The organism is Clostridium sp. UBA2485 (assembly GCF_002341865.1).
In the GTDB taxonomy this organism is placed as follows: Bacteria; Bacillota; Clostridia; order Clostridiales; family Clostridiaceae; genus Clostridium_J.
Window position 1 is genome coordinate 174,806 of record NZ_DDOV01000049.1, and the last position, 24,223, is coordinate 199,028.

Below are 24,223 nucleotides of genomic sequence, written 5' to 3' on the forward strand. Positions count from 1 at the left end.
AGCTTATGCTAAGGCTTATTTTATTGTATAAAAGAAATATAAATAATAATTTATATTTTAGTGAACCAACCTCCTATATAATTTATCTAATGATTGTGAAGGGAGGAAGTAAGGTGGAGTTAGTAATGAAAAAGGATATAAATAAAACCTTAGAATATGAAGTAAAGCTAGCTAAAAAAGGTGATAAAAAAGCCTTTATATCTCTTATTAAAAGTTGTGAAAAAAGTCTTTATAGAGTAGCTAAAGGAATACTATCTAAGGATGAAGACTGTGAGGATGCCATACAAGAAACTATAATTAAAGCTTATGAAAGTATAATAAATCTTAAGAAAGATCAATATTTCAAAACTTGGATTATAAAAATATTAATTAATGAATGTAGGAAGATTTATAATTCTCAAAAAAGAATTGTTTCTATTGATAAATTAAAAGAAGACGGGGTAGAAGATAATCATGGGAAATTAGAGGTTAGAGAAGCCATAAATAAGCTTTCAGAGGAATTAAGAGTTCCAACTATACTTTTTTATTATGAAGATATATCTGTTAAAGATATAAGTAAGATAATGGATATACCTGAGGGGACAGTAAAATCTAGACTGTCTAGAGCTAGATCAAAGCTTCAAGAACATTTAGAGTATAGGGGGATAGTGTAATGAATGAGAAATTATTTGATAAATTATTAAGAGATGATATTAACGAAGAAGTTATTAACCTTCCAGAGAATATGATAAATTCTATAGATAGAACTTTAAAGAATTTACCAGAAAGAAAAAGGAAGAAAAATATTAAAGGTATAGTAGCAGCAAGTGTTGTTGTAACAGTGGGTATAGGGCTATTTACAATAAATCCTACATTGGCAAAGGATATACCTATTTTAAATTCTGTTTTTGAGAAGTTAAATCAAGTATTTAATATAGGAGAAAACTATGTTAAATATAGTGAAAATATAAATATATCTAAAATTCATAAAGGAATAGAAGTAACTGTCAATGAGATAGTTACTGACAATAGCAACATAACAATAGCTTATACTATAAAAAACAATAAGAAATTTGAAGAAAATATTAAATATCCCCATATAAGAATAGATAAATTTAAAGTAAATGATAGAGATTATGGCAGTGGTATGAGTCAAAAGGGGGAATTTATTGATGAAAAAACCTATATAGCTTATCAAAGTTTTCATTTTATGGAAGATAAAGATATACCGGAAAGTTTTAAGTTAGATTTAGGAATATCTGGAATAGGTAATGTACAAGGACATTGGGATTTTAAATTTGATGTTTCTGGAATTGGAAAAGAAAATACAGCTAAAGAATATAATATATTTACTCCTCTAAAATCTGTAAGTTTACCTAATGAAGACATAGTGGTAGAGAAGATATCACTTACTCCTATAAATACTAATATATCAATTAGAGGAGTTTATAAAAGTTTAAGTGATAATAAAGAGGAAGATAATGAGTGGTTTTTGTTTGATGATAGTAATATGCAAATACAAAGTAAGAGTGCAGGAGGGTCAAGCTCTGGAGAAAATTTTGAAAGAGAGTTAATTTTTGATCCAGTTAAAAAAATACCTAGAAAGCTTAAAGTGGTACCATATAAATATATAAATTCGGAAGACACTGCTAGAACTGTAATATCAGAAAAGATTAATAGGGAATATCCTATAGAATTGTCTCAAGGAAAAATAGGAAAACTTATTATAAATAAGATAGAGTTTTTAAAAGACAAAACCTTAGTTCATTATAAAGTAGAAGGTACTGCACCATTATACCAATACTCTAATATATTCTTTATTGACGATAAAGGAAATGAAATATGGGGAGAATTTGATAAGATTAAGAAGATAGATGAAAGAACTTATAGTTTCATTTGGGAAGCTGAACCTTTAGACAAAAATAAAATATATAATATAGGTACTTTGAACTTTGACGAAGTAATAGAAATTTATGAAGGTTTTGATATAGAACTGAAATAAATCTAGTTAAGTTATAGAAAAATTTAATTATCTTATATTTTTAAGTATAAAATCAGAGATGATAAAAACAAAGAAAAATAATAAGCCAATATGTTAGCCTATTTTATAGCAGACTGATTTACTAAAACTCGATGTTTTGTCTTATATAAAATACATTAATATTTTTGGCTTGTTATTTTCTTTCAAATACAATCAATAAATGAGGTGGTATAAAAATGAAGAAGAAATTTCTTTTAGTAGTTACTTTACTTTTTACACTGTTATTTATGATAGGATGTAAAAGTAATGAAATTAAAGATAATAACTATAAAAGAGATATATACAGTGTAGATGAGTTAGATATAGATAAATTATTAAAATATAAAGATTCTTATGTTGGTGATAATAGTAAAGTAGGAGGAATTCTTTCAGTTTTACCTGGGAATATGTTCATAAAGGAATTTTCATTGACGAATGATAGTATAAAGGTAGATTATGAATATAAAGGACAGTCAAATATAAAAGAAGAGGATTTACACAAATATTTTAATGACGAAAATACTAAAAAAATATTTTTGAATAATATTACTACATTGTTTATATTGATTAAAAACGTAGAAAATATAGAATTAAACTTGCATGTAGAAAATCAATTATCATTTAATATTTCAAGAAAAGAAGTTGAAGATTTTTATGGAAAAGATTTAAGAAAATATGCTGAGAATAAATTATTATGGGAAAAGGAAGTTTTAAAAGATAAATTGACATCAAAGGAAAGTATAGAGAGCTTTTTTGAAGCTCATAGCATTATTATTAAATAGAAATATAATATCTGAAATTTAAATTCTAACTAATAAATATAATATATTTCATAGTATAGGTGATTGTATAATGCGGAGGGAAGGAATTTTTGTAAAGGTATTAAAAGGGGAAAAATATTTGTAAATGAAATAATAAAAGTTAAACTTTAGAAACTCTATTTTAAAAAATATTAATAATTAAAAAAATCGTGGTGATTAACCACGATTTTCTTCATCTGTATTTTCAGGATTAATTAATAGTTTTTTATAATCTTTACTACTTTTATTTTTTCTTAAAAGATATAATCCAAAACCTATAAATAAAATAGGTACAAAATAGGATCTTATTGTGTAATAAAGTCTATATAAATCTATATCTAAATTCAAATATCTAGTAATATCATTGATTATTAAACTAAATACAGAGAAAAATCCAATAACTACAAAAATAGTTCCTATTACTTTGAGATTTAATTTGTTAAAAGAAATTTTAAAATTTGAAGGATCATCTAAAAGTATAAATTTATCTTCAATATATTCACCATGATCTAATCTTGCTTTTACATTGAAGGTATCAAAGAAAGTATAAAACCAAAACGGTATAAGTACTGCTGGTACTAAAACACCTAAATGTAAAAAATCACCTAGTAAAATTATAAATCCAAATCCTAATAACACTTCTAATCCTCTTTTTAAAAGTCCATTATACATATATCCTGCACCAGGTATACATGCAAATATAAAGTTTAAGAAATTGCTTCTTCTTTTATATATCATAATAACCCTCCTATATTATTCATTATCCTAAGAAAAATAATACTTTTAGTCTCATAAAAAATTCTGCTATTTTTGAAGATAATCCTAAAGAGTTTATTAAAAGCATTAAAACTCCACTAAATATAAGACTAAAGCCTTCTTTTTTCTTATAAAAGAAATTTAAAAATTTATTTTTTATTTTAACCTCTACAGGTTTATTGCTTTCTTCAAGTTTGTTTAATAAGTTATTATTATAATTATCGCTTATTGTAAAATCATTATCACAGCGTTTAAATAATTCACTCATATAGTCCCTTTGTTGCTCCATAGTACTACCTCTCCTTTTTCTAATTTAACCTTAAGTTTTTGCTTGGCTCTATACAACCTACCTTCAACTGCTCTTTCAGAAATTCCTAAAATGTCACCAATTTCTTTATAACTAAGACCAATATAATAATAAAGCACTATAACATTTTTAAAATCTTCAGGAAGTTCTCTAATACATTGTCTTACATAGGTCTTATCATCTAAATTTAAACTATGTTCTTTATGAACGTTAAAAAGTCCTCCTAAAAAACTCTTTAGGTTATTTTTCTTTTTAAAGTTTAAACATATATTAATAGTTATTCTATATAAATAAGTTGATACCAAGCTATCTCCTCTAAAGTTACTTATATTTTTATAAAATGCTATAAAAACTTCTTGAGATAAATCTTCGGCTTCACCGTAATCAGAGGTATAGGAGTAACATAGGGAAACAATTTTTTTCTTATATTTGTCTACAAATACTACAAATGCATCCTTATCTCCATCTCGTATTCTATCTATTAATTCTTTTTCCTCCAAAATTAATCACTCCAAATTATTTAATTACTACACCTTCCTCTGCATTTACTTTTAACCTATCAACATTAAAAGTGATTTCAAGGTTCTTAGGCACATACAAAATTCCAACCACGTTATATATATCATCAGTATTAGCATTTATTGTAATAACTCCTTTATCTACTTGAGATTTTAAAGTAGTAACACCTTCATCATTATAAGAATTTTTAAATATAAGCCCATTAAATTTTACTACTTTATCATCACTTTTTACTACTTGTAAATCTGCATTATGTGCATTAAATATTAATTTTGTATTTTCTCCTTCAATAACGGTATCTGCTTTTGTACCCATAGAATTAAAAAACATATCATTTGCATTTATAAAATGTCTATATTCAGGAAGGTTAGCTTCTACATGCCACTTAATATTATAATATCCCTGAGCACATAAAAATAAAAGAATAATTAAAAAAATTCCTTTATTGTATTTCATAGTACCGAAATTATCTCTTTTTCTGCTTTCATATAGCAATTCTCCACCAAAGCATATAAATAATACTGGCCAATAATTTATAAGAGATTTTCCGATCTGAAAGTCCAGCTGTATTAATAACATAATTATACCAAAAGCTATAAATCCTATTGCAACGGTATTGCTTCCAAGTTTTTTCATAACACTCCTCCTCATATTTCTTTTCATATATTTAGACAACATAATTTAGAAAAACCCACGGATAAATTTAAAAAATTTATTTTATATAAAATTTTATGAGTTTCTATTGCTCTAAGTTGATAAAGTATTACTATAGGTAAATATATCATCTACAGTTATACCATACTTATTTTTAGAGATATTATTTTTTACATTGTCATTAATATTGTAATATCCTTGAGCACATAAAAATAAAAGTATGATTAAAAAAATACCTTTATTGTATTTTATATTATGTAAATCTTCTGTATCCTTACTTTCATATAACAATTCACCACCAAGGCATATAAATAATATAGGCCAATAATTTATAAGAGATTTTCCAATTTGAAAATCTAAATATATTAATAGCATAATTATGAAAAAGGCTATAAAGCCTAATATAACTGTAGTACTTCCTAGTTTTTTCATGATAATCCTCCTAATATTTATCTTAAAACGTATTTATATATAAATTTAAAATAAATAAAATATTAAAGTTTAAGCTAGCTTATAAAAGATTTAAATTACATAGCCACACTAACTTAGACATAAGATAATCATAAAAACCCATGAAAAAAATTAAAAAAAGTAAATTTAAAAGCTTTTTTAATTGTAAACAGATATTTTCATTTATTTAATTATATGTTAACATTTTCATGTCATTAGTTTTGTAGTATAATGGTAATATGATAGTATAAAAAATACATAATACCAATATATTGTAAGAAACTTAGTGAAAATATGGAGGCAATATGAAAAATCAAATAAAACAATTAGTTAAATGTTTTATAGTCTTATTAATAATATGTACAAATTTTTCAACTAAAGCATATTCATTAGATTCTAATTCTGATAATAAGAAGATATTGATAATTAACTCCTATCACTTTGACGAACCTTGGGAAGCTAGTATTTTTTCAGGAATAAAAAATATATTAGATAAAGGTTTTAAAAAAATAGAATATAATTTTGAATATTTAGATAGCAAGCAAAATGCTATTGATACAGAACAAATGATAAAAAATTACGCTATAAAATTTAAAAATCAAAAATATGATTTAATAGTTGTATGTGATGATGAAGCTTTTGAGGCTTTTAATCAATGTTATGAGGAAATATTTTATGGAACTCCCGTTGTGTATACTAGCATTAATGATCCTAACATAGAAATAAATGACACATTAAAAAACTTTTCTACAGGCGTAAAAGAAGAACAGCCGATAACCAACACTGTTGAACTTGCTTTAAAACTCCATAGTGATGCAAAAGTATTAAACTTTTTATTTGATAATAGTAAAACATCTACAGTCTATATAAATGAAGTTAAAAATATAGAAAAAAAATACAAGGATTTTAAGTTTAACATAATCCAAACTGATAATATAGAACAAGTTATTAATAAATTACAGGGAACTGAGAGGAATAGTATAAATTTCATTTATGGAGTTTATAAGGATAGAAATAATCAAATACTAAATAGAAGAAATAGCGCTAATATTATAGTTAATTATACAAAAGCACCATTATATACTTGGGTTGAACCTTATTTTAGTGAGGCAGTATTGGGAGGAATAATATTAGAGGGAGTCGAAATAGGACAAGCTACCGGAACTATATGTTATAGAATACTAAATGGGGAAGAAGTAAAGACAATAGAACCTGTAATGGATAAAAATTTTAAATATATATTTAATTATGATGTTATGAAAAAATGTTCTATAAAAACTAAAGAATTACCAAGTAATGCAGTTATAATGAATCATCCCTCTGTCTTTAAGCAAATTCCTACAGAGATTAAAGCGGCGATAATTTTAATCATTGCTATATTGAGTTTAATTGTAATTTTATTATTTGTTAAAATGGAATATAAAAATGAATTATATAAAAAAGCCATAGAATATGAAAATTTAAGAACTGAGTTTTTTGCTAATATATCTCATGAACTTAGAACTCCTTTAAATATTATTTTAAGTACACTTCAACTTCATGATATGTATGTAGAAAATGGAAGCATAATATATAAGAATGAAACTACATATACAAGAATGAGTGCATTAAAACAAAATAGCATGAGATTATTAAGGCTTATAAATAATTTAATTGACATTACCAAAATAGATGCTGGATATTTTAATCTTCAATGTCAAAGTCTAAATATAATAGAATTTATAGAAGATATTACAATGTCTGTAGCTAATTATATAGAGAGAAAGAATATAAGTCTTATTTTTGATACAGAAATAGAGGAGAAAATAGCTTGTTTTGATCCAAATAAAATGGAGAGAATTATATTAAATTTACTTTCTAATGCTGTTAAATTTACACCTAAAGGTGGAACTATTTATGTAGATATACGTGATGAAAAGGATAAAGTTAAAATTATAGTAAGAGATACAGGAGTGGGAATTCCTAAGGACAAGCAGGAAATAATATTTGAACGTTTTAGACAAGTAGATAATCTCCTTACAAGAAATCAAGAAGGCAGTGGAATAGGACTTTCATTAACAAAATCATTAGTAGAGATGCATGGCGGAAAAATCCATATTGAAAGTGAAGTAAATATAGGAAGTTCTTTTATTATTGAGATTCCTTGTGGAGCTTGCGCTATTGAAGATAATTCTGATAAGAGCTTTATAAATAGTCACGAGGATAGAGTAAATTTAGAATTTTCAGATATATATGATTAATATTTTATAATTTTAGTTATTTTATTATTGACATATAAATTGCTAAATTATATACTGATAATAATGTAGCTTTATCACACGACACAGAATACTCGATACTTCGGTGCCGAGATGAATGTGCCATAAACTTCTCGTTAAAAATGTAGAAAAAGACTTAAAGAATATAATGAATCAACTTGCAAATGATAATAGAATATCCATTACTACTTTGGGGCATATGGTTTTGAACCGAGCCAATATGATAAACCCCATAGGGTGATAATAGTTTCAACGGAAACTTTGCCCGATAAAGTCTTAGGGAAACCAAGTCAGTATTTGGTGTCAACTGATATTGCTTTAGCAAATATCAGCTATCCAAAAGAAGTTTGGATAGTACCTAAGAACCTTACGACTTTAGTCGTGAGAGGGTTCAGATGCATCTCATATATTCAATAATATCACAAGGTGATGGAGTTCACCATAATCGCAGAAATGCTAATAACTCCTACAAGATGACAGAGGTCTATCTTGTAGGAGTTTTTTATTTTATTCCTATTATTCACATAATAATTTATAAAGTTTAGATGTTTAAAGATTTTTAAGGAGGGTTTTATATGGCTACGAGTATAGCACTAATTTTATTGTTAGGTTTTATAGTAAATAGTATTTTTAATAAAATCAAATTACCAGGATTATTAGGAATGTTGATTTTGGGAGTAATAATTGGACCTTATGAATTAAAATTATTAAGTAATAGTATCTTAATAATTTCTCCTGATATAAGAAAAATTGCACTTATTATTATATTACTGAGGGCAGGACTTGGAATTAATAAAAGAGAGCTTAAAGAGGTTGGGATTACTGCTATAAAATTTAGTTGTATTCCTGGGATAATAGAGGGATTATTCATTGCAATCATATGTACAAAATTATTAGGCTTTACTTTTATAGAAGGAGGCATATTAGGATTTATAATAGCTGCTGTTTCACCAGCAGTAATTGTACCATCTATGTTAGAACTTATTGAAAATAAAATTGGTACTAATAAGGGAATACCAACAATAATATTAGCAGGAGCATCCATAGATGATGTATTTGCTATAACTATATTTACTTCTTTTTTAAGTATGTATGGGGGAAGCAAAGTGAATTTAGGATTGAAGTTACTAGAAATACCACTATCAATACTACTCGGAATTTTACTTGGTATAATCGTTTCGATAATACTACTTCAAGTATTTAAAAATTTTAAAATTAGAGATACTAAAAAGGTTTTATTGGTATTAGCTTCAGCAATATTATTAAATTCTTTAGAAGGAATATTAAAGGATAAAATAGAGATTGCTACTTTATTAGGGGTTATGACTATTGGATTTGTAATAATGGAAAAGGATAATGCTATAGGGAAAGCGCTTTCAGATAAATTTAATAAAATATGGATATTTGCAGAAATATTTTTATTTGTATTAGTAGGAGCTCAGGTTAATATATCAGTAGCTATAGATGCTGGATTTTTAGGTATACTGATAATATTATTTGGGCTTTTAGGAAGAAGTATAGGAGTATTTATTTGTACTATTGGTACAAATTTAAATCTAAAGGAAAGGCTATTCTGTGTAATAGCATATATTCCTAAAGCTACAGTACAGGCAGCTATTGGAGCAGTGCCTTTATCAGCGGGAGTAGCATCTGGAGATATTATGTTAGCAATAGCGTTTTTATCTATATTAATAACAGCTCCACTTGGAGCTATAGGAGTAAAAATCTCTTCCAATAAATTTCTTGATGCTGAAGAAGCTATAAAGAAAACAGCATAAGTTAATTTAAAGTGAAGAAATTTAAGTATATTATCTTTTACAAGATTAAAAAAATATATCATAGAAATGAACTTTATTAAATTTATCTTCGTATATGTTTTAGATGTATAAATAAGACATATTTAAAACAATAACTAGTAAGTATGATTATCTATTTTGCATTTTTAATTAGTTATTTTTTAAGAGGGCTAAATTTTATTTATAAGGAGGAGAACGTATGAAAAGATTAATTACCTTAATATCAGCGCTATTGATAGTGTTTACTTTTGGTGGATGTGTAAAAAAAGGAGATGAAGGTGCAATTAAAGATATTCCTGTAGCTGATATAATAGCTGCAATAGAAGAAAAAGTTGATTTAAATATAGTAAATTTGCCTAAAGATGAGACCTTAGAGAAAAATTATTATATAAATCCAGAAGATGTAGCAGAAGCGGAAATTAAAACCGCAATGATGAATGTTAAGTCTAATGAATTAGCTATAATAAAAGTTAAAGATAGCTCTAAAGTTGAAGATATTAAAAAGTCAGTTGAAAAACGTGGAGAAGATTTAGATAAACAATGGTCAAGTTACTTACCAGATCAATATGAACTTGTTAAAAATAGAAAAATAAAAGCTATTGGAAATTATGTAATATTAATTATAGATAAAGAAGCTGACCAAATAGAAGAAATAATAGAATCAAAACTTAAATAATAAGGAAGATGGTGCTAATTTTTAGTAACCATCTTTTTCTTTTATCGATGCGAAGATAAAAGAAAAATTATTATTTGAAGTAAGTTTCAATATAGAAGATAACAATTTAATAATAAATTTATTTAAGTATGATAATATTATATATACCTATTATTTTTACTATTATTGAATTAGAGGTTCACATATGTTAAAATACAACGGAGCTAGTTAGGAAGAAATTAGGAGGTAATCTATGGAAGGTTTTAATTTTTATTATCTTTTTTCTTATTTTATAATTTATAGCTTTTTAGGATGGTGTTTAGAGGTATTATATCATTTATATTCAAGCAGAAAATTTGTAAACAGGGGCTTCTTACATGGACCTATATGCCCAATATACGGAAGTTGTGGAGCTCTAATGGCTTGGTTTCTAACTCCTGTAGTGAATAATCCATTTTATTTATTTTTAGGAGGATTTATATTAGCTAGTATTATAGAATATGTTACAGGGTATTTATTAGAAAAATTATTTGGAGCTAGATGGTGGGATTATACTGATGAGAAATTTAATATAAAAGGATATGTTTGTTTAAAATTTTCTCTTTTTTGGGGAGTTATAAGTATTTTTGTAATGAGAATAATACATCCGAGGATAGAAGCTTTAGTTTATTCTATACCTCCATTTTTATCAGAATCATTATATACATTTATATTAATCCTGTTTGTAGTAGATTTTACTTTAACTATTAACAATTTAATAGAATTTAATAATATATTAAAGGAATTAAATAATATTGCTGATGAATTTAGAGAAAATCTAATAGAGATGAAAAATGGATTATTTGATAATATTAATGATATGAGAGACAATATAGGAGAGAGAAAAGAAGAAATCAATTCCAAACTTGATTTTAGAAATACTAATTTTAAGCAGTATAGCGAAAAAGTTATGAGTAGATTAAAGCTTAAACATAAATCTCTTTTAAAAGCTTATCCTAATGTTACATCTAGAAAGTTTAATGATATACTTGAATACATAAAAAACAAAAAAAATAATTAGAACTCTTTTTAGGGTTCTTTTATTTTTGTAAATTTATCAAAATAAACAAAGGAATATATATAGTTTTATAGAAACTATGATATAAATTATAACTTTACTTTTAAGGGGGATTATTTATGTCAAGATTATATGGAAAGAATATTATGCTTAGGGAATATAAAAGAGAAGATTTACCTTGTATAAGAAAATGGGTAAATGATCATGAGATAATAGATATGTTATCAGATATATTTTTGTCTCCTCATACATTAAATTTTACTGAAAATTATTTAAATTCCATTCTTGAGAATACTTCTAGTAATACTGCTAATTTTATTATAGCTTTAAAAGAAACAGAAGAATATATAGGACAAATAGATTTGTTAAAAATAGATTGGAAAAATAGGGTAGCAAATATAGGCATAGTTATAGGAAGAACAGACTTTTTGAGTAAAGGTTATGGTTATGAAGCAATAAAGCTGCTTCAAAATTATGCTTTTAATAGATTGAATTTAAATAAACTAGAACTATCTGTTCATGATTACAATATTAGAGCATATAGATGCTATTTAAAATGTGGTTTTAAAGAAGAAGGAAGAAGAAGACAAGCTTTTTATACTAATGGTAAGTATACTGATTATATAATTATGGGAATTTTAAAAGATGAATTTAATATGGATAGTGAAATTAAATATTAAAATATAAGAACAAAGCTTACTAATGGACAATTTTTAGTAAGTTTTGTTCTTTTTTAATGATTGTATAAATAGTTTTTAGTAGGGAAAATATATATAGATACAATGTAAAAACTTAAAATATATTGTGGTAAATAAATTTTCTATAAAAATAGTTTAAATTCTTAGAAATTAAGGATTAATAATTAAGAATGAAGAATCTAGGAAAAAATTAACTAAAGGTGAATTTCTAAAATAAAATTTATTTTTAAAAAACTCCAACGACTTTGAGGTTTTAGCCATAATTCGTATCTTTAATTCTTAATTTGTATTCATAGAAAAGAATTTTTTTATGGAAATTAAAATCATGTATAAGTTGAATTTTCATTGTAGAACCCTATATAAACATATAGAATATTAATTTTATAAATATAAAAAAAGGCGTGGTATTGTGTTAAAAAGGATTGATTGTAATGTAGAAAATCAATATGATAAGAACCTATTACAGTATAGATGTGGAGTCGCACATAATTTAGAAAGTGGAAATATATATATAGAAACTATTCCAGGAGAGTATGTAAATGATGATCTTCCAGTATCATGGTATTTGGTAGATAATAATGGAAAAGTTTTAGTTAAGCAAATTCATAATTATGATCACATATATATATTAAATATAGAAACTAGACAATTTGAATATTCTAAAATTGAAGAAATTAATGGGGAAATTGAACAGGTGCATATATATGAAATAGTTAATTTAATAAAGAGATTTTCAGTTAGAAATCCTAATGTAAGAATTTATTGGAACTTAAATAAAGGAGAAGTTCGCTGCACTAATATAATTTATGATATTATGTAGGGGAGATAAGGAAAAATAACTTATAGAGCATTATATGGAGAATATAAACTTTTTGTAAGACCTTATGATATGTTTATGGAAGAAGCACCAGAAGGAAAAGAAAATCCTACTGGACAAAATACAGATTTATGACAAAGGAAGAAATATCAGATTTAATATAATTATAAATCCTTCTAGGTTCTAACTAGAAGGATTTTTTATATAAGGAATCGTAAAAAGAAAAAGGCACATTAAAGAAATATGAGATTTTAACGATAATTATTGGGGGAGATGATAATTTTATAGGGGTAAAAATATATGGATGAAAAGATATATATCATTGATTTTGAGATATTAGAAGAAAAAAATATAGAAGAAATATTTTATAAATGGGTTAATAGTAGAAAAAATACACCTTTAGGCTTTAAAGAGGATGTTAAGTTAATGGAGATAAATGCCCATTATGCACCTTGCTATGTTTGTGATTTAAATGTTAGTGCAGATTATAATATAAAAGTGCAAAAAAGACATGGACTTAGAAGAGGAGTTAGTACTTTAATTTCAAAGAATGAAGAATTCACAACAAAAGATTATACTATGTTTGCATCTAAAATACTTCATAGATATGACATGGATCAAATAGCACCTTTTGATTTTTCAAGAATGTCAATTAGTGGATATGAAAAAAAACAAGGAACTAAGGAGGGGTTTTCTCAAAATTATGAAGAATGCCTTCAACATTATAGAGGTGCAATACTAAAAAAATTAGAGATGTTTATAAATAGTGGACTTGCTAAAATTAATACTAAAGAGATGAAAAAGAAATTTAATAATATAAATTCACATGAAATAATTAAAATATCTAGTCATGAGGTACTAGTTCCAGTATGGGTTTGTAAATATTCTTATAAATATGATACCTATTACTGTTTGATTAATGGACAAAATGGTAAATTTTATGGTCGTACTCCTAATAAACAGTTTAAAGGAAAAATTTTTATTATAATTTTTATTGCATTACTTTTATTATTAGGTGGAATGTATATTATATATAAATTTTAATATTTTGTTATGAGAAATCATTTTGCAACAGAGTTTAATAACTCTGTTTTTTTATTGTATTTTTTATAAAAAACATATTGACAGTGTATATTAAAAAAGTATATACTGTGTATAGTGAATATATACAGTATATACTTTATATACTCTTAAATAATGGAGGAACCTATGAATATAATAATATCTAATTCATCATCCCAGCCGATTTATGAGCAAATAGCAAGCCAAGTGAAGGCTCATATAATTAACGGAGTTCTACAATCAGGTGAAGTTCTTCCTTCTATAAGAAATTTAGCAAAAGAGCTTCAAATTAGCGTGATAACTACAAAAAGGGCTTATGAAGAACTAGAAAAAGAAGGCTTTGTTGAAACAGTAGGAGGAAAAGGAACTTTTGTATCTGGACAAAATAGTGAATTCATTAGAGAAAAGAGACTTAAAGAACTAGAAGAAAAGATAACAGAAGTAGTTCAAGAAGGAAAAGCACTAAATATTTCAGCTCTTGAGTTAAAGGAAATGATAGATTTAGTTTACGAGGAGGAATAAGTATGGAAAAAATTTTAGAGATTAAAGATATATCAAAAAAATATAGTGATTTTGCACTTGATAATGTGAGTTTTAATTTAGATAGAGGATATATTATGGGCTTTATAGGTCCTAATGGTGCAGGAAAAAGCACAACTATAAAGCTTATAATGAATTTGATTAGAAAAGATAGTGGATATATTAAGGTTTTTGGATTGGATTCTGTAAAAGATGAAAAAACAATTAAGGAAAGAATAGGTTTTGTTTATGATAATAGCTACTTTTATGAGGATCTAACTTGTGAAAATATGAAAAAAATAATAGCTCCCTTTTATAAAAGATGGGATGAAAAGCTTTATAAAAAATATATGGATGAATTTTCACTACCTAGAGATAAAAAAATTAAAGAATTATCCAAAGGTATGAGGATGAAATATTCTATTATATTAGCATTATCTCATAATGCAGAGCTTATTATAATGGATGAGCCTACTTCAGGGTTAGATCCAGTAGTAAGAGCAGAAATTTTAGATATATTTAGAGATATAATCCAAGATGAAAATAAATCTCTTATTTTTTCTTCTCATATAACTACGGATTTAGAGAAAATAGCAGATTATATAACTTTTATAAATAATGGAAAGATAGTTTTTTCAGAGGAAAAGGACAGTATAATTGAAAGTTATGGAATAGTTAAAGGAGATAATGATCTTTTAGACAGAGACATAGAGAAAGAATTTATTGGTGTTAAAAAAAATAAATTTGGATTTGAAGCATTAACCTCAAATAAAGAAAAAACAAAAAAAATCTTTGGAAATAAAGTTATTATAGAAAGACCAACTATAGATGATATTATGGTTTACAATGTAAGGGGGAATTAAACCATGTGGAATTTGGTAATTAAAGATTTTGTAGTACAAAAAACTAATATAAAATTTATATTGATATATGCATTAGCAGGTAGTTTATTCTTTGCCACATTAGGTGATGGCGCATATATTATGATACCAATGATGCTTTCATATACGTATTTATTGGGTGGCTTAGGACAAGATGATAAAAATAATAGCGAATTTTTATTAAACTCATTACCAGTTTCTAGAGATAGTATAGTGTATGCAAAATATCTATCTGTAATAATTTTTTCTGCAATAGCAATTGTATTGACTATGGGTGGAATATTTATAATGTCTTCTATAGGTTTAAGTAAAATGACAGGCAACATGAGGGTTGAGAATATCGTTGGATTCCTATTTGGAATTATGATATTTATGGCAATAAATTTTCCTCTATACTTTAAATATGGTTATGCTAAACTTAGATATTTTAATTTTGGTATATTTATATTATTTTTAATCAGTCCTATAATAATAAAATTTTTAAAGGATAATATAAATTTTAATAGTCCTTTTATGTTATCTATGAGGACAAAATTATTATCATTATCAGATACTCAAATTGGAATATTTATTATATGTATGGCCTTGTTTATATATTTATTATCTTTAGTTATATCTTTAAATATTTATAAGAAAAAAGAATTTTAATTAATAGGCATATTCAAAAAAATAACTAGTTAGTATGTTCATCTATTTTGTATCATACTGCGTCGTCAGAACTCCATGATAGCTAGACTATCATGAAAACCTGTCTCCTTGTCTGACGCAAAATATATGTTCCATCTTTAACTAGCTATTTTATTTCATATGCCTTAGTCACATTCAAAAAAGTAGAAGATAAATAACTTCTACTTTTTTAATTTTATAAATAGTTTAATATAAAACAAAGTTCTATATTGAATATTTATATTTTTTTATATAGCTAAATTCATTTAATGATAAATATGTGTAAAATTTATACAAAAAAAGAAGAGTTAGAAGGAAAAAACTTGAAACATATGGAATAGTTATGTAAGATTAAAACATGTAGATGTACGACTAAAATTAAAAATGTTTTAATTTACTTTATAAGAAACATAAAAGTGTTTTAATCAATTGACTATTGATAGTAGACAATTGATTTTTTAAAGATTTAGAGGGGGATTTTATGGGAATAAAAGTATATTCAAAAGAACAAAGATTATTTAAAGGAGTTAGGGAAGGAGAAAGGATTACTAATCCAATTTTAGTAATATTTATGCCTATAATCGTTATGTTCCTTTCTCGTTTTATTACAGTACCAATAATTAGAATAGCTTATAGAATATATCTTATTAATAATCCAGGAGAAAGTATTAATGAGTTTATTGGTAAAATTGGCGGCGGCTTTGGTGGGGGATTGCAGCTTATATTATCTTTTGGAAGTACTGCTTTGATTTATTTTTTATGGGTTAAGTTTGTGGAAAGAAGATCTATTGTTACTATGGGTTTCCACCTTGATGGAGCCTTTAAAAAATATATACGAGGTTTTTTATTTGGTTTTTTAATGATAGCACTGTCCGCTATAATGTTAATGCTCTTAGGAGAAGTAGAAGTATCAAAGGGAGATTTGATTTTCAATGATATTTCAATGGTATTTGGATTTTTATTTATGATTATTGGATGGATAATACAAGGTGCTACAGAAGAAATAATGATGAGGGGATATGCCTTACCGATATTAGGAACAAAAATTAATATTCCTGTAGGAGTTTTAATATCTTCATCTATATTTGGGCTTTTACATTTATTAAATAGTGGAATTAGTCCGTTAGCTATTGTGAATCTAATATTATTTGGAGTATTTGCAGCTTTTTATGCGATGTATGAGGATAGCTTATGGGGTGTATGTGCATTACATTCAGCATGGAATTGGGCTCAAGGAAATGTTTTTGGTTTTTTAGTAAGTGGAGGAGGCAATATGGGTGGAAGTATTTTTACTTTTACCAATAAAACAGATAATATAGTAAATGGCGGAGCATTTGGACCAGAAGGAGGACTCGTAATAACAATAATATATTTAATAGGAATTGGAACCTTATTGCTTTTGCAAAAGAAAAAAGTGGAAAGAATAAAATCAACCTATTTAAATAAAAGTTATTAAAAAGTAAGAAAACATTATATATATGTAAATTCTAAAATTAATATATATGTGAAAATAATTAGTATTTTTAAGTATCATAGTTGAAACTATTGAACTCACAATTCACAGTTCACAATTATGGATATTTCTCAGTGGCAACTGAGAAATTTAGAATTGATTAACCGTAGCGGCGAAAAATGTTCGCCATATATTATTGAATAAATATTAAACTATAAGACGTATTAAAGAGAATTAGCAAACACTGTTCACATCTACAATAAAACGCTAGCAATTGTAGGCTCTCCATAGTATTAGTTAAATTTATTAGTATTGTTCCGAGCTATACTGCACCTCAGGGAACCCTTATACAATTGAGAATTAACGATTGACAATGGAGAATTATTGATACTTCTCTTTTATAAGAGAAGTTCTAAATTTATTTCTNNAACTGGCGAACACTGTTCGCACCTACAATAAAACACTAGCAATTGTATTGCTAGTTAAAAAATCCATAATTTTTGAGAAAGTCTATCTATATATAATAGGAGAGGGAAAATAAATGAAAGTAGTAAAAGCGGAATTAAAAGCAATTAGAAAAAACGGTATAGATGTAAAAGTACATAATGGATTAATGGGACTTATTACTTCTATAGATAAAGAAGATATAACCTTCGAAGATATAGTAAATCATCAAGTTCATACAAAAGTTATACTTCTTACAAGAAAATGTTGCAGTTCTACACCTATGACAATATTAGAAACAGGTGTGAAGCCAGAAGATAATGAGGAGATTGTGGAATTATTAGATAGAATACTAGAGTTAATAGGAGAAGAAATAAAAGAGAATTTAAAAAAATAATTTAATATAAGAAAGTCGTGTTTTATAATCACGACTTTTTTAAATTTGAAAATAAATTTAATATTTAAAGCCTGTATTGTATATTCCCTAAAAATATATTTCACAAATTTATAAATTAGGCCTTTTCCATTTCTATTAATATAAAATGAGAGTTTTGAGTTGCTTTTATTTTAAATTCCTCTTCATATATTTCTAGAGCTTCTTTTTCATTAAGCTCTATAGTGTTTTTATATCTTGGCTCAAAGACTATATTTTCTATAATGGAGTTTCCTTCTATTTGTACTAAATATCCTTGACGATTTTTATTTATTTTAAATTCGATTTTTTTGTTAATATCTAATTCTAAGCTATATATGTTAACATCTTGATTAATTTTAACAGGGGCGAACCCTTTCTTACTACTTACCATATAGAGCCATTTATTCTTCTTTTCTTCTGTGTTAAAATCATAATCGCCATAGTTTGGATTGCATCCTAATTTATTAGGATATATCCATATTTGCATAATTCTTAAATCATTATTAGCTAAGTTATGTTCCTCATGAATTATCCCTGTACCTGCACTCATATATTGTATACCATCTTTTTTTACTGTTTTCTTATTTCCCATACTATCGCCATGAGTTAAATCACCTTTAATAATATAAGATATAATTTCCATATCTTTATGAGGATGATTATGAAAACCACTACGAGGTTTAATAATATCATCATTTAGAACTCTAAGTACACCAAAGCTCTCATTTAAGGGATTATAATAATCTTCAAATGAAAAATGATGTATGCTAGATAGCCAACAATGATCGCTTGATCCCATTTCAGTTAATGTCTTTTTCTTAAACATATTTTACTCTCCCTTAAAAATTTAAAATTGATATTTAACGTCACAATTATATTGTTTGTATTTTTATAAATTAAATTAGTGCCATCTTTTTCTTAATTTATAAAAGGCAGCATTATCAATGTTAGACAACTTTTAAAAAAATATACCAGTACATTAGAATATTTTTCACCATATTGCATTGCCAGAACATGTTCATAGAAAGTATGAGTATAACTTGAAGCTTTGTCTGATTGAGGCATATTAAAAAATAACTAGTTGTATGCTCATCTTTAACTAGCTATTTTATTTCATATACCTAAAATAAACCAACATCTTTGGTTTATTATTTTCTTTCAGAAACCTTATCTAGAAGAATATTTTTTATGTATTGACTTTAGGGTTTTATTAGTGTACTATTTAAGTAGAACACTAATACGATATGGAGGTTGCATATGAAAGTTGAGTTTGATAACAATATACCCATATATTTGCAGATAATGAATATAGTAAAAAAGCAGATAATTAGGGGTGAAATAAAAGAAGGAGATAAAATTCCTTCTGTAAGAGAGTTTGCAGAAATGCTTCAAATCAATCCCAATACTATTCAGAGAACCTTCCAGGAACTTGAAAGAGAAGGAATAGTAATAACCAAAAGAGGCATGGGAAGATATGTAACGGAGGATAGTGAAAAAATTATGGAAGTTAAACAAGAAATGTCAAAAGAAATAATTACTAATTTTTTAAATGGAATGAAGTCTTTAGGGTTTGAGGAAGAAGAAATTTTAAAAATTGTATTAAAAGAAATTAAAAAAGAAAATTAATTTAGAGGTGAATATAATGGGAGATTTATTAAAAGTTGATAATGTAACTAAGAAATATTCCTCTACTATTGCATTAAATAACGTTACTTTAAATATAGGAAAAGGAAAAATTGTAGGATTATTAGGAAGTAATGGGAGCGGTAAAACTACTTTATTAAAATTAATCGCTGGACTTTCAAGATATAATTCAGGAAATATTACTGTTATGGATAAGGAAATAGGTATAGAGACAAAAGAAATTGTATCATTTATGTCAGATAAACATTTCTTTGAAAAGTGGATGAAAATAAGTGATACCATAAATTTTTATAAAGATTTCTATAAAGATTTTGATGAAGAGAAAGCATTAAAAATGTTAGAGTTTATGAATTTAAATGTTGAGCAAAAAGTTAATACACTATCCAAAGGTATGGCTGAGAAGCTTCATTTAAGCTTAGTTTTATCAAGAAAAGCTAAACTTTATTTATTAGATGAGCCTATAGGTGGAGTAGATCCTGTAGGAAGAGATAAAATTTTAGATGCAATTATAAATTTTTATGATGAGGAAAGTACAATTTTATTTTCAACTCATTTAATTAGAGATGTAGAAAGAATATTTGATGAAGTTATATTTATTAAAGAAGGAAATGTAATTCTACATGATAATGTTGAAGATATAAGACTTAAAGAAAAAGTTTCTATTCATGATAAATTTAAGGAGGTATATGGGGAATGCTAAAATTAGTTAAATACCAATTTAAATCTAATTTTAAAAACTTGATGATATTTTTAGTAACTACATTAGTATTTCAAATACTATTTATTTTAAGATTAAACTCTCTAGTAAGTTCAGTACAAATGAGTTCAAGTAGTTTTAATGTCGGTGCGAATAATATTAGAGGAATTATAGATATAATAGTAGTATTAGGAGTGGTAGCTACTAGTGTTACTCCGTTAATACTCTTTATTCAAAATTGTAATTCTTATGAAAAAATGATGAAGAACTATAACTTGATGTTAACTCCTCAGAAAGGTATAAATTATCCATTAGCTAATTTGATTTATTGGACAATTTGTTTAGTAGTTATAGGTTTAATAGATTTAATATTTGTTATACTTATTATTACTGATGCTAGTGGAGCTATTGGATTTGATGGGATTATTTCTATATTAAAGTTATTATTAACTCCTATGGGATTAATATTTTTAGTAAATATTTTAATTGGAATATCATTATTCTTGGTTGGAATACTTTTATCTATAACAGTATGTACTATGAAAATTGCTAACAAATCTATACATTGGATATTTGGAATAGCATTCTTTCTAATCATTGATAAAATATATGAAGTTATAATAAATTTTGTTGAAAATAAAATAACATTTGCTAATGTCGCTTTTAATACAGATGTTTTATCTTTAAATACTTCTATAATATCTTCAGGTGTGACTGTTAGTAATGCAGCTGTTACTATAAATTTGATGGTGATGCTGGTGAAGATACTAGCTTTAGCTTTAGCTATATTTGCAACTGGCTATATAATTGATAAAAAGTTAGAAGTTTAGCAAGTCTTAAAATAATTCGCAATTATGTTGGAAATTAATTTCAATTAAAATAATTTTTTTTATTATTTTTTACTAGCAATACAATTGCTAGTTTTTTTATAAGAAGTTACTTTGTAACTTCAAGAGAAATTAATCATGATATTTATAATATAACTCTAGAACAGGACAAAGACATTAATAAATTTTAATATGAAAAATAAATTTTCTATAAAAAATATTAATATTAATATTTAAACTTAAATTGTGGTTAATGGTAAGGAGATATTTAGAATGTTATTTAGAAAAATTGAAAAGAAACTTTAATTCTATTTTTAATGAAAGACTTATTTAAATATCTCTTTATAATAATTAGAATTTTTGATATTTCTAAACTTAGTAGGTAACAGAGGAATGTTTCTTCCTTCTTGATATATCAATAATAGGTGTTATTCTAGTTAAATATAGTAAATTGTCATTACATTGAAAAAATATTCCAGGTAATATATCATATGAATAGGTGGGTTTTTATTATGAATCTATAAATATTTAGCTCTGTAAAAAATTGAGCTAGAATTGAAAAGCTCAATACTTTGAAAAAATCAATATTAATTTTTTATTCTCATTAAAAATATAATAATTAATTGCAGTTTAATTATAATATTTTAAATCTTTAAATGGGCCTTAGATTAATAATAAGTGTTTAAATATTAATAGGAATTCTGTAAATAATTTATAAGATAGATTTTTAAGTTTTAGTTATTAATTATATAAAATAACCATAGATTAACTTAAGAAGTTTGTATTATACTAAAACGTTAAAAAGTATATTCAAGTAAATTTAAAGGGGGAATTTTCATGACTAATATTAATACAATTGAATTTAAAGAGAATAAATTATTTTTAATTGATCAAAGAAAATTACCTAATAGTTATGAAATTTTTATTTGTACAACCTATAAAGATGTAGATTTTGCTATTAAAGATATGGTAGTTAGAGGAGCACCAGCTATAGGGGTAGCAGCTGGTTACGGAATACTTTTAGCAGCTGAGGAATTTTCTGAATTATCTAAAAATAATTTCTTGGCTAATCTAGAGAAAGCCTGTGAGATTATATATAATTCTAGACCTACAGCAGTAAATCTTATGTGGGCAGTTAATAGAATGAAAAAGGTTATAAAAAGAAATGAAGGTAAATCCATAGAAGAAATCTATAAATTTATTGAAAAAGAAGCACATACAATTTTAAAGGAAGATATAGACATTAACATGACTATGGCTAAGCATGGAAATAAAATAGTACCAGAAAATGCGACAATACTTACTCACTGTAATGCAGGTGCATTAGCTACTGCTGCTTATGGTACAGCAGTAGGAGTAATAAGAGAAGCACATTATAGTGGAAAGAATATTTTTGTATATGCAGATGAGACTAGACCAAGATTTCAAGGAGGAAAGCTTACTGCATGGGAACTTGTTCAAGAAAAAATTCCATCAAAACTAATTCCAGATTCTGTAGCAGCTACTCTCATAAGAGATAAAAAAATTGACTTAATATTAGTAGGAGCAGACCGAATTGCATTAAATGGAGATACAGCTAATAAAATAGGAACTTTTATGTTATCAGCAATAGCGAAAATTTATAATGTTCCATTTTATATTGTAGCACCAACCTCAACTATTGATATTAATACAGAACATGGAGAGTTTATAGAAATAGAAGAAAGGGATAGCGAGGAAATTACTCATATAGATGGTAAAAGAATATTAGCAGAAGGAATTGAAGTTTATAATCCAGCCTTTGATGTTACACCTAATGAAAACATCACAGGAATTATTACAGAAAAGGGGATTATATCTAAACCATTTAAGGAAAACATATTAAAACTTAATTTAGCCCTAATGAAATAATAAAATTAAAAATATAAATTTTATTGGATGAATATATTAAGTATATATATTAAGAACTTAGAATTAAATATTACTAAGACTTTAATCTTCGGAAAGATAAAAGAGTATGTGAAAGAAAATTGTAATCAATGTTTTTAATTACAATTTTCTTTTCATATCTATATTTATCAATGATTATCGAAACTTTCTATTATATTTAATATGTGATTTTTATCGTTCTTGCTACTTATAAAAATATATAAAAGATTTTCATCATCAGTGTTTATTGCATTAAAAGTATAATAAGATTTATTACTATTAATATCTTCTGAAAGTAAATATATCTCTTTAAATCCTTTTAAGTTTAACCTTTCACCAGTGTTTTCCATTTCATCCTTGGAAGATATAAAAAGTTGTAGTTCATTATCAGTACTTTTATAATGTACTTCTGTCATGGGATATTCAAAATCTTTGCAATTAAATTTGACAGAAGTTATAGTATAACCAAAGCTATTTAATTGAGGGATTGGAAAATGTCCCATAGAAATATTTACATCTTCTTTATTAATGGAATTTAATTGGTTCTTATTATCTGAAAAATATAATAATGAAATATGACTGCATATAAATATTAATGTTATAGCTGTAATTATTAGCGCTTTATTCTCTTTAGATACTGCTAATAATAAAGTTATTATAGATAAAATAATAAATAAAGCTCCCACAAAAAACATAACATACCTCTAAGAAAATATAAGATAAATACATTATAATGGATAATTTTACAAAAGTCACCATAAATTTATAAAAAAGAAATATTTTTAAATTTTATTGTATATTAACTTTGAAATATTCTTGTATTTAACATAATTGTGTAAGATTATTCCATCTTCTATAAGTGGGAGATGAATGGCACTTGCCGATAGGCAACAAGTATGACAAACTATAATCAGTTACATTAGCTGAAAGGTAGTGTCATT

General features: G+C 25.5%; 27 protein-coding genes and 1 riboswitch. Of the genes, 20 read left to right on the plus strand and 7 right to left on the minus strand.

Going from position 1 to position 24,223, the window contains the following annotated elements:
- Positions 1-113 precede the first annotated feature (113 nt).
- The 3 genes from B3603_RS10205 (at position 114) to B3603_RS10215 (ending at position 2,781) form a co-directional block, all read left to right on the plus strand.
- Positions 114-653, plus strand: a complete 540-nt coding sequence (locus tag B3603_RS10205; protein WP_312575544.1) for a sigma-70 family RNA polymerase sigma factor — start codon at positions 114-116, stop codon at positions 651-653.
- Positions 653-1,981 carry a DUF4179 domain-containing protein gene (locus B3603_RS10210; protein WP_291564187.1) on the plus strand — a complete coding sequence of 443 codons (1,329 nt, stop codon included), beginning with the start codon at positions 653-655 and terminating at the stop codon, positions 1,979-1,981. Before B3603_RS10205 ends, B3603_RS10210 begins: the two co-directional genes overlap by 1 nt.
- A 215-nt stretch (positions 1,982-2,196) precedes the next feature.
- Positions 2,197-2,781 (plus strand): DUF4825 domain-containing protein, encoded by a 585-nt coding sequence (locus B3603_RS10215; protein WP_291564189.1) that lies wholly within the window; start codon positions 2,197-2,199, stop codon positions 2,779-2,781.
- A gap of 195 nt (positions 2,782-2,976) precedes the next feature.
- Here the strand turns inward: B3603_RS10215 and B3603_RS10220 are convergent, their stop codons facing one another.
- The 5 genes from B3603_RS10220 to B3603_RS10240 all read right to left on the minus strand — a co-directional run bounded on the left by B3603_RS10220 (position 2,977) and on the right by B3603_RS10240 (position 5,467).
- Positions 2,977-3,537, minus strand: coding sequence for a hypothetical protein (locus B3603_RS10220; RefSeq protein WP_291564192.1), 561 nt, complete (start codon positions 3,535-3,537; stop codon positions 2,977-2,979).
- Positions 3,538-3,559: 22 nt separating this feature from the next.
- Complete coding sequence (locus B3603_RS10225) at positions 3,560-3,844, minus strand: hypothetical protein (RefSeq protein ID WP_039633859.1); 285 nt, start codon at positions 3,842-3,844, stop codon at positions 3,560-3,562.
- Positions 3,820-4,362, minus strand: a complete 543-nt coding sequence (locus B3603_RS10230) for an RNA polymerase sigma factor (RefSeq protein ID WP_291564197.1) — start codon at positions 4,360-4,362, stop codon at positions 3,820-3,822. Before B3603_RS10230 ends, B3603_RS10225 begins: the two co-directional genes overlap by 25 nt.
- Positions 4,363-4,378: 16 nt before the next feature.
- Positions 4,379-5,017 carry a LiaF transmembrane domain-containing protein gene (locus B3603_RS10235; protein WP_291564200.1) on the minus strand — a complete coding sequence of 213 codons (639 nt, stop codon included), beginning with the start codon at positions 5,015-5,017 and terminating at the stop codon, positions 4,379-4,381.
- A gap of 111 nt (positions 5,018-5,128) precedes the next feature.
- Positions 5,129-5,467 (minus strand): hypothetical protein, encoded by a 339-nt coding sequence (locus B3603_RS10240; RefSeq protein ID WP_291564202.1) that lies wholly within the window; start codon positions 5,465-5,467, stop codon positions 5,129-5,131.
- Positions 5,468-5,790: 323 nt separating this feature from the next.
- Between B3603_RS10240 and B3603_RS10245 the strand changes: the two genes are divergently transcribed.
- The 13 genes from B3603_RS10245 to B3603_RS10305 all read left to right on the plus strand — a co-directional run bounded on the left by B3603_RS10245 (position 5,791) and on the right by B3603_RS10305 (position 18,188).
- Positions 5,791-7,725, plus strand: coding sequence for a sensor histidine kinase (locus B3603_RS10245; protein WP_291564205.1), 1,935 nt, complete (start codon positions 5,791-5,793; stop codon positions 7,723-7,725).
- 434 nt (positions 7,726-8,159) lie between these two features.
- Positions 8,160-8,219, plus strand: a riboswitch (Fluoride riboswitch).
- 99 nt (positions 8,220-8,318) lie between these two features.
- Complete coding sequence (locus B3603_RS10250) at positions 8,319-9,521, plus strand: cation:proton antiporter (protein WP_291564208.1); 1,203 nt, start codon at positions 8,319-8,321, stop codon at positions 9,519-9,521.
- A 217-nt stretch (positions 9,522-9,738) separates the two neighbouring features.
- Positions 9,739-10,215: a DUF4358 domain-containing protein gene (locus B3603_RS10255; RefSeq protein WP_291564210.1), complete on the plus strand. Its 477-nt coding sequence runs from the start codon at positions 9,739-9,741 to the stop codon at positions 10,213-10,215.
- 232 nt (positions 10,216-10,447) lie between these two features.
- On the plus strand, positions 10,448-11,254 hold the full coding sequence (locus B3603_RS10260) for a putative ABC transporter permease (RefSeq protein ID WP_291564213.1): 807 nt from the start codon (positions 10,448-10,450) through the stop codon (positions 11,252-11,254).
- Positions 11,255-11,370: 116 nt separating this feature from the next.
- Positions 11,371-11,931, plus strand: a complete 561-nt coding sequence (locus tag B3603_RS10265; protein ID WP_291564216.1) for a GNAT family N-acetyltransferase — start codon at positions 11,371-11,373, stop codon at positions 11,929-11,931.
- A gap of 427 nt (positions 11,932-12,358) precedes the next feature.
- Complete coding sequence (locus tag B3603_RS10270; RefSeq protein ID WP_291564219.1) at positions 12,359-12,769, plus strand: hypothetical protein; 411 nt, start codon at positions 12,359-12,361, stop codon at positions 12,767-12,769.
- A gap of 15 nt (positions 12,770-12,784) precedes the next feature.
- The gene (locus B3603_RS10275; RefSeq protein WP_291564269.1) at positions 12,785-12,901 is read left to right on the plus strand and encodes a DUF1653 domain-containing protein; all 117 of its coding nucleotides are present in this window, start codon (positions 12,785-12,787) and stop codon (positions 12,899-12,901) included.
- A gap of 165 nt (positions 12,902-13,066) precedes the next feature.
- Positions 13,067-13,810 carry a hypothetical protein gene (locus B3603_RS10280; protein ID WP_291564222.1) on the plus strand — a complete coding sequence of 248 codons (744 nt, stop codon included), beginning with the start codon at positions 13,067-13,069 and terminating at the stop codon, positions 13,808-13,810.
- Between the two features lie 165 nt (positions 13,811-13,975).
- Positions 13,976-14,350: a GntR family transcriptional regulator gene (locus B3603_RS10285; protein WP_291564225.1), complete on the plus strand. Its 375-nt coding sequence runs from the start codon at positions 13,976-13,978 to the stop codon at positions 14,348-14,350.
- Between the two features lie 2 nt (positions 14,351-14,352).
- Complete coding sequence (locus B3603_RS10290; RefSeq protein WP_291564227.1) at positions 14,353-15,210, plus strand: ABC transporter ATP-binding protein; 858 nt, start codon at positions 14,353-14,355, stop codon at positions 15,208-15,210.
- A gap of 3 nt (positions 15,211-15,213) precedes the next feature.
- Positions 15,214-15,876 carry an ABC-2 transporter permease gene (locus tag B3603_RS10295; RefSeq protein ID WP_291564230.1) on the plus strand — a complete coding sequence of 221 codons (663 nt, stop codon included), beginning with the start codon at positions 15,214-15,216 and terminating at the stop codon, positions 15,874-15,876.
- Between the two features lie 499 nt (positions 15,877-16,375).
- Positions 16,376-17,350: a CPBP family intramembrane glutamic endopeptidase gene (locus B3603_RS10300; protein ID WP_291564233.1), complete on the plus strand. Its 975-nt coding sequence runs from the start codon at positions 16,376-16,378 to the stop codon at positions 17,348-17,350.
- A gap of 538 nt (positions 17,351-17,888) precedes the next feature.
- Positions 17,889-18,188, plus strand: a complete 300-nt coding sequence (locus tag B3603_RS10305) for a hypothetical protein (RefSeq protein WP_291564236.1) — start codon at positions 17,889-17,891, stop codon at positions 18,186-18,188.
- Between the two features lie 115 nt (positions 18,189-18,303).
- On the opposite strand, the gene B3603_RS10310 is transcribed toward B3603_RS10305, so the two are convergent.
- A complete protein-coding gene (locus tag B3603_RS10310; protein WP_291564239.1) occupies positions 18,304-19,032 on the minus strand; it encodes a pirin family protein in 729 nt (242 codons plus the stop codon).
- A 431-nt stretch (positions 19,033-19,463) separates the two neighbouring features.
- Here B3603_RS10310 and B3603_RS10315 point away from each other — a divergent pair, with 431 nt between their 5' ends.
- The 4 genes from B3603_RS10315 (at position 19,464) to mtnA (ending at position 23,264) form a co-directional block, all read left to right on the plus strand.
- Positions 19,464-19,832 (plus strand): GntR family transcriptional regulator, encoded by a 369-nt coding sequence (locus B3603_RS10315; RefSeq protein ID WP_291564242.1) that lies wholly within the window; start codon positions 19,464-19,466, stop codon positions 19,830-19,832.
- 16 nt (positions 19,833-19,848) lie between these two features.
- Positions 19,849-20,550, plus strand: coding sequence for an ABC transporter ATP-binding protein (locus B3603_RS10320; RefSeq protein ID WP_291564244.1), 702 nt, complete (start codon positions 19,849-19,851; stop codon positions 20,548-20,550).
- The gene (locus B3603_RS10325) at positions 20,544-21,377 is read left to right on the plus strand and encodes a hypothetical protein (RefSeq protein ID WP_291564247.1); all 834 of its coding nucleotides are present in this window, start codon (positions 20,544-20,546) and stop codon (positions 21,375-21,377) included. Before B3603_RS10320 ends, B3603_RS10325 begins: the two co-directional genes overlap by 7 nt.
- Before the next feature lie 843 nt (positions 21,378-22,220).
- Positions 22,221-23,264 carry an S-methyl-5-thioribose-1-phosphate isomerase gene (gene mtnA, locus B3603_RS10330; RefSeq protein WP_396152670.1) on the plus strand — a complete coding sequence of 348 codons (1,044 nt, stop codon included), beginning with the start codon at positions 22,221-22,223 and terminating at the stop codon, positions 23,262-23,264.
- Between the two features lie 167 nt (positions 23,265-23,431).
- Here mtnA and B3603_RS10335 read toward each other — a convergent pair whose 3' ends face one another.
- Positions 23,432-23,977 (minus strand): hypothetical protein, encoded by a 546-nt coding sequence (locus B3603_RS10335; protein ID WP_291564252.1) that lies wholly within the window; start codon positions 23,975-23,977, stop codon positions 23,432-23,434.
- Positions 23,978-24,223 lie beyond the last annotated feature (246 nt).